Source organism: Bradyrhizobium sp. SZCCHNS3052 (assembly GCF_032484495.1).
Lineage (GTDB): Bacteria > Pseudomonadota > Alphaproteobacteria > Rhizobiales > Xanthobacteraceae > Bradyrhizobium.
The window spans coordinates 307,982-316,877 of sequence record NZ_JAUETB010000007.1 but is presented as its reverse complement, the minus strand read 5'-3'; the positions used below and the strand labels follow the sequence as shown (position 1 = coordinate 316,877).

Here is an 8,896-nt window from a genome sequence, read left to right as displayed (position 1 = left end):
GATCGACTGGCGCGCCCATCTTCATCCCTCCGCCCGTCCGGCCGTTAGCACTAGTGCTAGGAACTCACAGCCCGAACGCCGCTTGACGGCTGCCGAAATCGGCGATCCGGCAGCGCCGCCGGCACCGGTTCGACGCTTTCTTCAGCGGCGAGGAAACGCTCGGGATCGCCAGGGAAACCGAGCTACCAGGCGCAAGGTCTCTGCCCTCGCGCGCAAGCACGGCATCGTCACCAGGCTGCTGTTCCGCTGGCGCGCGCAGTTCGGCATCGCGAATAAGAAACGCTCCAAGCTCGCCGTGTCGTGTTGCCCAATCATCAAACAGCTGCAGCGAATGCAGTTCGGACGCAGCTCCGAGCGCTTCGATCCCGACCAGCTTACGCTCGGTCTTGAGGACCTTGACAGCGACATCGGCCGCGTCGAGGAAGCGCAACCAAGGCTCGCTCCGGAAACCAAAGCACCACCGCGACGTCGCACGCTGCCAGATCACCTGCAGAGAAAAGATGTTCTCCTCGACGTCGACAGCAGACTCTGCAGCTGCTGTGGAGGTACTCTTCATATGATCGGCGAGAGTGTCAGTGAGATGCTGGATTGGGTCCCGGCGCAGCTTCGCGTCGTGCGCACTACCCCGTCCGAAGTACGCCTGCCGAGCCGGCAACAAGGTCGTGCAAGCCGGCGCGCCGGACTGGTTGATCGCTGGCGGCCTGGCGCCCCCCGCGCTGCTCGCGCACGTGTTGATCAGCAAATACTGCGATCACCTTCCGCTCTATCGGCAGTCGCAGATCTTCCACCGTCATGGTATCGATCTCCGCCGCTCGACGCTGACTGGCTGGGCTGGTGGTGCATGCTGGTGGCTCGAGGCTTTGCACGAGCGACTTTGCAAGAACGTGTTCGCCTCCAACCATCTGTTCGCCGATGACACGCCGATCCCAGTACTCGATCCTGGCCGCGGACGAACCAAGACGGGGGCGGCTCTGGATCTATGCCCGCGAGCAACGGCCGTGGAGCGGACCCGAACCTCCGGCAGCCATCTATCTGTTCGCGCCGGACCGCAAAGCCGAACGTCCAGCCGCACATCTTGCTGCCTTCAAGGGCATCCTGCATGTCGATGGATACGCTGGCTTCGAGCAGCGGGCCGATAAGGAGGGCATCACGCTCGCAGCGTGCTGGAGCCACACGCGACGCAGGTTCTACGACGTGATCTCCGCGGTCACGTCGACACTGTTCCCGGTATCGAGGGGCCGTCGAGCACAGTGAATTGCCGGAAGTCTCGATCGGCACGTTCATGAAGAAGTTCAGGTTGCAGACGACGTCGCGCTTGCTCAGGCCGTACCGCGAACCGGAGTGATCGAATGTCCGATGACGAGCCTCAACGTTGGTCGTTGCCAGCTATTCATAAATTTGTAATAGTGGGGTACGGAGGTCCGGAGCGAGGTCCGATGGAGTCCACCCAACTCTCAATTGTCCTGACCAAGCGCGATCGTTTCCTGAAGACGTTGCGCGACGAACTCGCTAAATTTGAAGCGCGAGAGAATGAATTCCTCCGGCAAGATCGCAAGCAGCGCGCCGCCGAGATGGGCCTTCCGCTGAGAGAGGCCGGGTCGGAATAAGCGAGCTAGACTGAAGCAGCTTCGCGCAGAGTGGAACCCAATTTTCGCGAAGACTCGACTCTGCAGCCCCCTGACGAGAGGCACTTGCGGCAGACATGTCGGGCGTGGAACGTCCGACGCCCGCTCAGCGTCGCCCCAAGCCCGAAGGAAACACCGCCGTAGGCCGATACGGCACGACCGAGCGTCCGAAATTGGCTCCATACTGCTGCCGTACCGCGGGAATGTTCACGGTGCCGACTTTGAGATCGGATGATCTCGCGTCGATCGGCGTCTGGTTTTCGGCGGGGTTCACGGCGTCCACCTTGCGCCTGAGGCTCTCGTTGATGCAGCCGAACGTGCGAGGCTGTGCCGATGCATTGCCCGTGCAGCGCTCGGGTTTGTCGCCAGACGTCGCCATGCGACCACCCAGCACTGGAGCCGCGGCCGCGTCCCCTGATCCCGGCAACAGCGGACTCGCTGGCGGGCGATCAGGCAGGTCCACCGTCACCGGCGGAAGAAGTTGCGGCTCGGCAGCGATGGAAGGCCCGCTGACGAGGAGCAACATCACGGCAGGAACGGTTGTCATTGCCGGGATGGGCCATCGGCTCAAGAACAGCATGGGTTGTCACCTGCCCGCGCGCGCCTGCACGACTAGCGTGCTGAGTCTCGCATTGAGGGATGCCAAATCGACACGGCCGACCGTCGCCGGTCCGATGAGACAGCGGCGGCCACAGGCGCCTGCAGCGCGCACAACGCTGCTCGAACCGGCGCTGCCGGGCGCTCCGAAGGTCGCCGTCGGAACCTCGCCGGTCACGGCGAAGCCGCGGGCGGCGAGCTTGGCCCGCACCGCCAGGCAGTAGTTGACCGACAGATAGGAGAACCGCGTCTCGCCATGACCGGCGCGATATTTCATCGTGGCAGTACAGAGATCGCCGCCGGCGAGACGCCAAGCCTGGGCCAGGTAAAGCACACCATAGTGAATGTTGGTCTCGGGCACCGCGAGCTCGGCATTGCTACCGATAAACCCCAGCATCCGCGCCGTCGACGGCATGATCTGCATCAGGCCGATCTCGCCGGAGCCGCCGATCGCGTCGGGGTTGTAGCCGCTCTCCACGGCCATGACCGCCTCGGCAATCTCCGGCGCAAGTGTTGAGTTCCGAGCCTCCTTGGTGATCAACGCCCGATAGGTGCCGAGTGCGTCTGACTGACCTGCATTCGAAGACGTGCCGAGGGAAGGAGACGAGGATGATCCTGGCTTTGCGAGTGCAGAAGCCACTGGCGGCCTGGCGACAACGTTCAGCGTTGCTCCAGAGCCAGCATCACTCTCGCGAGTGGCGCGATCCTCCGCAGCCGGCTCCGCGTGCAACGGGACGGCCGAGACGGCCCCCGCCAGTGCAATCGCGACGGCTGCGAGCACACCCCTGCGGCGGTCGCACGGTATGGCCGCGTTTGGCCTACCAGGATCGATGCTCACGCTGTCCCCCATGCGCGCGCTACTGCACTGGACGAGCCGGACCCGCATCAGCGATGTGGCCGTTTGCGGACGCGGTCGTCGTCGCCATCTGGGCATCGTCGGCCTGCTTCGGCTTGGCAAGGGCTGAGATCTCCTCACGGAGGAAAGACACCAGCTGCTGCACGAGCTGATCCCAGATCTCGATCTGTCCGCGTACATGGTCCGGCGAAACGCCGCCCGCCAGGGAGATGTCCAGCGACAAAGCCAGGAAGGGCGGGCTGAATTGCAGGCGCGCAAAGCGGCGCGTCGCGTTCCAGCGATTGACGAGATCGAGCGGCATCTCACCCTGCACATGCAGGACCGCAGTCAGCGCGACATCGACGAAGACCTGCTCGTCGCCGGGCACCATATTGCCGGGACGAATGTCGAATGCGATCCCGTTGGTCGCGGACCGCAGATAGGACACGTTCGCGGCGGGATCGGTCAGTGTTTCGACGCGGTAGCCCGCGTGCTGGAACTGCTCGCGCAGCTGATCGAGGGGCAGCCTGTCGATGATGGTGTCGGACATCAGAAGCTCCGGCGAAGAAACGAGAGGACGGCCGGCGTGCCGGCAGCGCGAGAAGACATAGCGGCGCTATCTCGCCGCCGAGACCTGCTCGCTGAGCAGATTGGACAGCGCGAGCTCGTTGATGACAGGCGGATGCTGCTTCACGAGTTCGGCGAGATAGGCGCGCCGCAGCGCGCTCGCGCGCTCGTTGCGGATCTGCTGCACGAGCGCATCACGGACCTCGGGCAAAGTCCGCGTGTAGGACGCCTTGGTGTCCACCAGCTTGAGGATGTGCCAGCCATCGTCGAGCTTGATCGGCTCCGACACGGCGCCCTTGGCGAGCTCCATCACGCTGGTGCGGATCTCCGGCCGGATCTGGCTCTCGACGATCCAGCCCAAATCGCCGCCATTCTTGACCTCGCTGGTGTCGTTGGCGAGGGCCGCGAAATCGGCGCCCGGCGCTTTCAGCTTACGCTGAATGTCCTCGATCGTCTTCTTGCTCTTGTCCTCGGCCGCCTTGTCGGAATCCTTTGTCAGCGGCACGAAGATCTGCGCCAGCTGGAACTGGCGCGGCATCAGCAGGGCGGCACGGTTGGCATCATAGACCTTCTGCAGCTCGTCCTCGCTGGGAAAGCCGGCGGGAGGTGTCGACACCGACTGCAGATACAGCTCCACCACGGCGTTCTCGCGCACGCGGTCAAGCTGTTCGGCGATGTTCGGCTGCTGATCCCACTTCTTGGCGACGACCTCCTGCAGCACAATCCGATTGGCCAGCATCATGCGAACGGCCTGGCTGAGCAGGCCCGGATCCTGTCCGAACGCAGCGCGTTCGCGCGGCCCGAGCGCGGCGACATAGCCGCGGATCTCGTCGGCGGAGACGTTGGTGCCACCCACGCGCGCGATGACGTCATCGCCTCCCGTGCCCTTGCCGGATGCGACGCTCTGCACCGGCGTCGAGGCCGGAGGTTGCGCGGCCGTGGCCGCCACCGGTGCTGACGGCTTCGGCTTGACGGCCGGCGCAGCAGGACGCGGTGGGGCGGTCTGCGCCGAAGCCACCAAGGGGGCGCAGGCCAGCGCCGCGGCGAGCATGGAAACCTGGAACGATCGCAGCCGGACTGTGCTGCCGAACGATGAAGAGCTCATGGTGCTGCCTTCTGGTCGAGGATCTTGTCTTGGAGATCTTGGATCGCGTTCTGGATTTCGACCCGCCGAAAGCGGAGGACGGGCTCACGCGCCACGATTGTGTCGCCGATGGTGACACTTTGATAACGCTGCAGCAGATCCTGGCCGTGCTTGATCAGTTGCGTGTTCTTGGCAACACAGCTGTCGGTCGATGCCTTGTACGCTTTGGCGTCAGCCTCGAACTTGGCGCGCGCCGCGTCGCGATCGCGGGCGACGCTGGCCGCCTCCTCATAGGCGGCCTTCCATTTGTCCAGGGTCTCGTCGCGCTCCGCGAGGCGGCGGTTGAACTCCTCCGTCATCTCGCGCTCGCGCTTCTCGACCCTGCGGGTCTCGGCCTTCGCAGCCTCGATCTGGACCTTGGCGGCGGCCTTCTCCTTGTCGGCGTCGGCAAGCTTCGCCTGCAGCGCGGCGCGCTGGTCCTCCAACTGGCGCGTCTGCATGGTGGCCGCGCGCAACGCCTCGCGCAGCTTGTCGGCGTCGCTGTCGGCGGCGTATGCGAGGCTCACCTGCATGCAGGCGATAGCTGCGATGCTGTGGACGATCCAACGTTTGCGCATGGGTCAGAACTTCGCGTTAAGGTCGACGAGCAGCACGTCGACCGCGTAGGGCGCGCCCCCGATGCTATTGGCACTCATCCAGCGCAGCGAGGCCCAGACATTCGGGCTGAGACCGTAGCTGCCGCCGAGGAAATAGCCCTTGAGATTGGTGCCACCGAGACCAAAATCGGAATCGACGAACGCATCGAGCGTGGCGTCGGACTCCAAATATTTGTAGCCGGCGTGGACATTCCAGTCGCCGAGCTGCTTGATCTCCTTGTTGCCGACCGTAACACGTGTCATCCATCCTTTATCACCGCCATTGAACGGGCCGATGGTCTGTCCGTTCGACGTGGCTGCGCGATTGTTTAGCGCCATGCCGGGCGCCGTGATGCCGGTGCTTGCGGCGAGGCCGGTGCCGGCGGCAGTGAGCGCCCGATTAAAGGCCGTATTCCAGACGAACTCGCCATCGATCACGATGTGATAGGGATGAAAGTCGCCGAGATCGACCGATGCGCTCACCGTCAGCGGCCGGTATTTCTGCAGCAGACCGAAATATTGATAGAGACCCGTCGTGCCGTAATTATTCCAGGAGCCCACCTGGAAGTTGCGCAGCAAAGTGTAGGTGTTTCCCTTTTGGGCGAACAATGGCCGCGTCTGGTCCGTGTTGCAGACATCCGAGCTCGACTGAACGTAGCAAGGCTCGGAAGGCTGGCCCTGCACGTTCTCGAAATCGTAGAATGCAGCGGCGACCCGGAATTCGTGCAGTGGATCAAAACGCGACGCAAAGCCGCCCTGCGCGCCGAACAGCCACTTGTCGTGACTTGCAAACTTGGAGTCCAGCTGCGTCAGATTGGTACCAGCGTTGAAGTCGGTGTTGAAGATCGGAAAGGCGCCGATCACGCCGAACGGCGTGAAGCTCTCGGACACGCGATATTTGCCCTGTAGCGCAAAGCCGTCGAAACCGAGATCGCGATGCCAGACGAGATCGGTCGGCGACCAGAACGGATTATCGAAACGTCCGACCGACGCAACCAGGTCCCGGTCCCATGCCTGATAGGTCAGGTAACCCCGATCGAGCCACAGCCCGAACTTGGAAAAATTCGAACCACCGCCGCCCATTGTCTGGTTCGTCGAAACCGGAGAATTCGACTCTCCCGTGGCAATGCGGAGTCCAGCATAGAAGCCGTTAGTGAGATCCGCCTCCATTCCGAGGCGCGCGCGAAGCTTGACCTGGTTGCGGTTCTTGGAGGCGTTGTAAGTCGGCAGATTGTAGGCACTCGCCATGTCGTACGGAGAGCCTGTGTTCACGGTGTTGAAGTTGAACGCATCGAGCTGATCATTCCCGGTCGGGAAGAAGCTGCCCTGGTAGCGGGCACGAATATCCCCGTAGAAGCGGATGCGCTGCGCCCATTCCGGGTATTTGCCCGGAGACGCCCAGTTCTCGTGCTCGGCCTTCGCCATCACCTCGCGCTTGATGTCCTCACGCAGCTGCCGCTTGACGACTTCCGGCACGTAGGTGACGTGCCGCGTCCCGTTCGGCTCGGTCGCCGCCGCCGCGGCATTGGCAGCCTTGGCGGCTTCCTCGGCTCTGGTCGACGCGTTCTTCGCCGCCTGGCGCGCGATGTAGGCTTCGTCGTCGGCCTGCTTGATCAGCCCCGCCGCCTGGTCCTCGGTGAGGACGCCCTGCTTGACCAGGAGATGGACGAGATTGATCGTGGCGTTCGGCGAGGTCGGACGGGCATCGGACAATCTCGGTTTGGTCGAGCCCGACTTCTTCTCGGATGCTGTGGCCTGATCGGAAGTCTGGCCAAATGCCGGAGCGGCACTACCGGCCACCGCGAGCGAGGCGGCAATCAGAAGCGCACATCGGCGTGCATTTGGAAAAGTCTCGAACATCGTCCCCAGTCCTTTTAGTTCGTCGTGTTTGACGGAAATCAGCTCGGCCGGCTCGCCGTGACGCGTGTCACGATCGGCATCGGCATGTCCTTCGGCGGCGGTTGGCGCAGCGTCAGACTGCCGAGAACGTCGTCGCGCAGCGCCTGATCCAACGCAGCGTCCCCCGTTGACGAGAGCAGCTGGACGCGGCTGACGCGTCCGGAGCTGTCGGCCCAAAGGCTGATCTGCACTCTGATGACCGCCTTCTTGGTCTTGTCGTTGGCGCGCAGTGCCGCCTCGATCTGCTGCTGAATGATCGAGGCGTACCATCCCCAGCGGCTCCCGCCGCCGCCTCCGCCGCCGCCATAGGGGCTGCCGCCGGGCTTGCCGCCGAGACCGAACAGATCGCCGGGGCCGGTCGCCTTGGCGTCGAGCGACAGCGGGCCCGGCGGCTGATCGTCCTTGGCGTCCTTGACCGGCTTGTCCTGCGGCTTGTCGAGCGGCTTGTCCTCTTTGAATTCCGGCTCCGCCATCTTCTGCTGCTCGATCATCCTCTGCTCGACCGGCGGTGCCACCTTCGGGGGCGGAGGCGGTGGAGGCGGCGGCGTGATGTTGAGCAGCGTGATCTCGTGAACCTGACGCGGCGGAGGCGGCTGATCGCGCTGGGCGAGAACCCAATAGGCGACACCGCCCAACGGCAATGCGATCGCCATGATCTTTGCGGTCAGACTCAGCGACGAGCGCAACCGGCTTGGTTGGGCACCGGCTCGCGCCGGCTCGGCCGCTGCTTGACAGCCGCTCTCGAGCTTGCTCACGACAAGCTCCCGCCCGGCCTGGGCTCACCATGACGCTCGGCCATGTACTGCAGCACGAACTTCACCAGCGTTGTGAAATCCGGCGTTTCGAACGTGATCTTCGAATCCGGCGCGGCGGCGATCTTCAGGAGGAACGCCTCGGGCTGGTGCCGAAGCTCGACATAGGCGTCGCGATCGATCGACAATCGCGGCCGCGGACCGTGCGACATGGTCATCAGAAACGGGTCGCTCTCATCCTCTCCACTGACGTAGAGGCCGCGCAGTGTCGGCACCAGGCTGGCGAGCAGCGCTTCGCTCCGGACCGGAAACGGCAGCACAGCAGCAGACTCGTCGCATTCACTCAGCGCCGTCTCCCCTTCAGGCCGCGCTGGCAGCAATTGCATCCGCCGCCGCAGGATGAGCTCACGCATGTGCACGAGCACGCCAGCTTCAGGGCGATGCGAACCAGGCGGATGATGCGGAGGCCGTTTGCGCATGATCTGGTCCACCTCGATCACTTCACCAACGGCTTGGTCGCAAGCCCGACCTGGGTCAGGCCGATGCGGCCCAGCAGGTCGAGCACGTCCATCACGCTCTGATATTGCGCTTGCGCATCACCGCGCAGCACCACCGGAAATTCCGGCGTCAATGCCTTCTGCTGGATCAGGCGCTGCTCGAGCTCCGGCAAGGTCACCGGAATGGTGTCGAGGAAGATCTTGCCGTCGTTGGCCACGGTGATCGCCTTGGTCGTCTGCGTCGCGAGGCTCGGCGCCGCCGACGCTTTCGGCAGATTGACCTTCTGCCCCTGCACCGTCGCCGTCGTCATGATAATGAAGATGACGAGCAGCACGTAGGCGAGGTCCAACATCGGCGTGATGTTGATGTCGTCATAGGGCTTGGAGTCGGTATTGATCTGCATG

General features: G+C 63.8%; 10 protein-coding genes and 2 pseudogenes. 2 read left to right on the top strand and 10 right to left on the bottom strand.

All coding sequences use genetic code 11. The annotated features are described in order from the left end of the window. Window positions 1-313 precede the first annotated feature (313 nt). Window positions 314-1,206 (top strand): annotated as a pseudogene (gene tnpC / locus QX073_RS22735) (IS66 family transposase); the annotation flags it as partial. A 16-nt stretch (window positions 1,207-1,222) separates the two neighbouring features. Here tnpC and QX073_RS22730 read toward each other — a convergent pair. After that, a pseudogene (locus QX073_RS22730) lies at window positions 1,223-1,332 on the bottom strand (DUF1989 domain-containing protein); the annotation flags it as partial. Window positions 1,333-1,436: 104 nt separating this feature from the next. Between QX073_RS22730 and QX073_RS22725 the strand changes: the two are divergent. After that, window positions 1,437-1,607, top strand: coding sequence for a hypothetical protein (locus tag QX073_RS22725; RefSeq protein WP_315718492.1), 171 nt, complete (start codon window positions 1,437-1,439; stop codon window positions 1,605-1,607). Between the two features lie 124 nt (window positions 1,608-1,731). Here QX073_RS22725 and QX073_RS22720 read toward each other — a convergent pair whose 3' ends face one another. The 9 genes from QX073_RS22720 to QX073_RS22680 form a co-directional block, all read right to left on the bottom strand. After that, window positions 1,732-2,205, bottom strand: a complete 474-nt coding sequence (locus QX073_RS22720; protein WP_315718491.1) for a hypothetical protein — start codon at window positions 2,203-2,205, stop codon at window positions 1,732-1,734. Window positions 2,206-2,211: 6 nt separating this feature from the next. Further along, on the bottom strand, window positions 2,212-3,072 hold the full coding sequence (locus tag QX073_RS22715; protein ID WP_409998037.1) for a lytic transglycosylase domain-containing protein: 861 nt from the start codon (window positions 3,070-3,072) through the stop codon (window positions 2,212-2,214). 7 nt (window positions 3,073-3,079) lie between these two features. Beyond that, window positions 3,080-3,607, bottom strand: a complete 528-nt coding sequence (locus QX073_RS22710) for a YbjN domain-containing protein (protein ID WP_315718490.1) — start codon at window positions 3,605-3,607, stop codon at window positions 3,080-3,082. Between the two features lie 66 nt (window positions 3,608-3,673). Then, window positions 3,674-4,729: a peptidylprolyl isomerase gene (locus tag QX073_RS22705; RefSeq protein ID WP_315718489.1), complete on the bottom strand. Its 1,056-nt coding sequence runs from the start codon at window positions 4,727-4,729 to the stop codon at window positions 3,674-3,676. Next, window positions 4,726-5,325 (bottom strand): hypothetical protein, encoded by a 600-nt coding sequence (locus QX073_RS22700; protein WP_315718488.1) that lies wholly within the window; start codon window positions 5,323-5,325, stop codon window positions 4,726-4,728. Before QX073_RS22700 ends, QX073_RS22705 begins: the two co-directional genes overlap by 4 nt. Before the next feature lie 3 nt (window positions 5,326-5,328). Then, window positions 5,329-7,203, bottom strand: a complete 1,875-nt coding sequence (locus QX073_RS22695) for a putative porin (protein WP_315718487.1) — start codon at window positions 7,201-7,203, stop codon at window positions 5,329-5,331. Window positions 7,204-7,241: 38 nt separating this feature from the next. Further along, a complete protein-coding gene (locus QX073_RS22690; RefSeq protein WP_315718486.1) occupies window positions 7,242-7,997 on the bottom strand; it encodes a TonB C-terminal domain-containing protein in 756 nt (251 codons plus the stop codon). After that, window positions 7,994-8,407: a hypothetical protein gene (locus QX073_RS22685; protein ID WP_315718485.1), complete on the bottom strand. Its 414-nt coding sequence runs from the start codon at window positions 8,405-8,407 to the stop codon at window positions 7,994-7,996. Before QX073_RS22685 ends, QX073_RS22690 begins: the two co-directional genes overlap by 4 nt. An 83-nt stretch (window positions 8,408-8,490) precedes the next feature. After that, window positions 8,491-8,895: a biopolymer transporter ExbD gene (locus tag QX073_RS22680; RefSeq protein ID WP_315718484.1), complete on the bottom strand. Its 405-nt coding sequence runs from the start codon at window positions 8,893-8,895 to the stop codon at window positions 8,491-8,493. Window position 8,896: the final 1 nt, after the last annotated feature.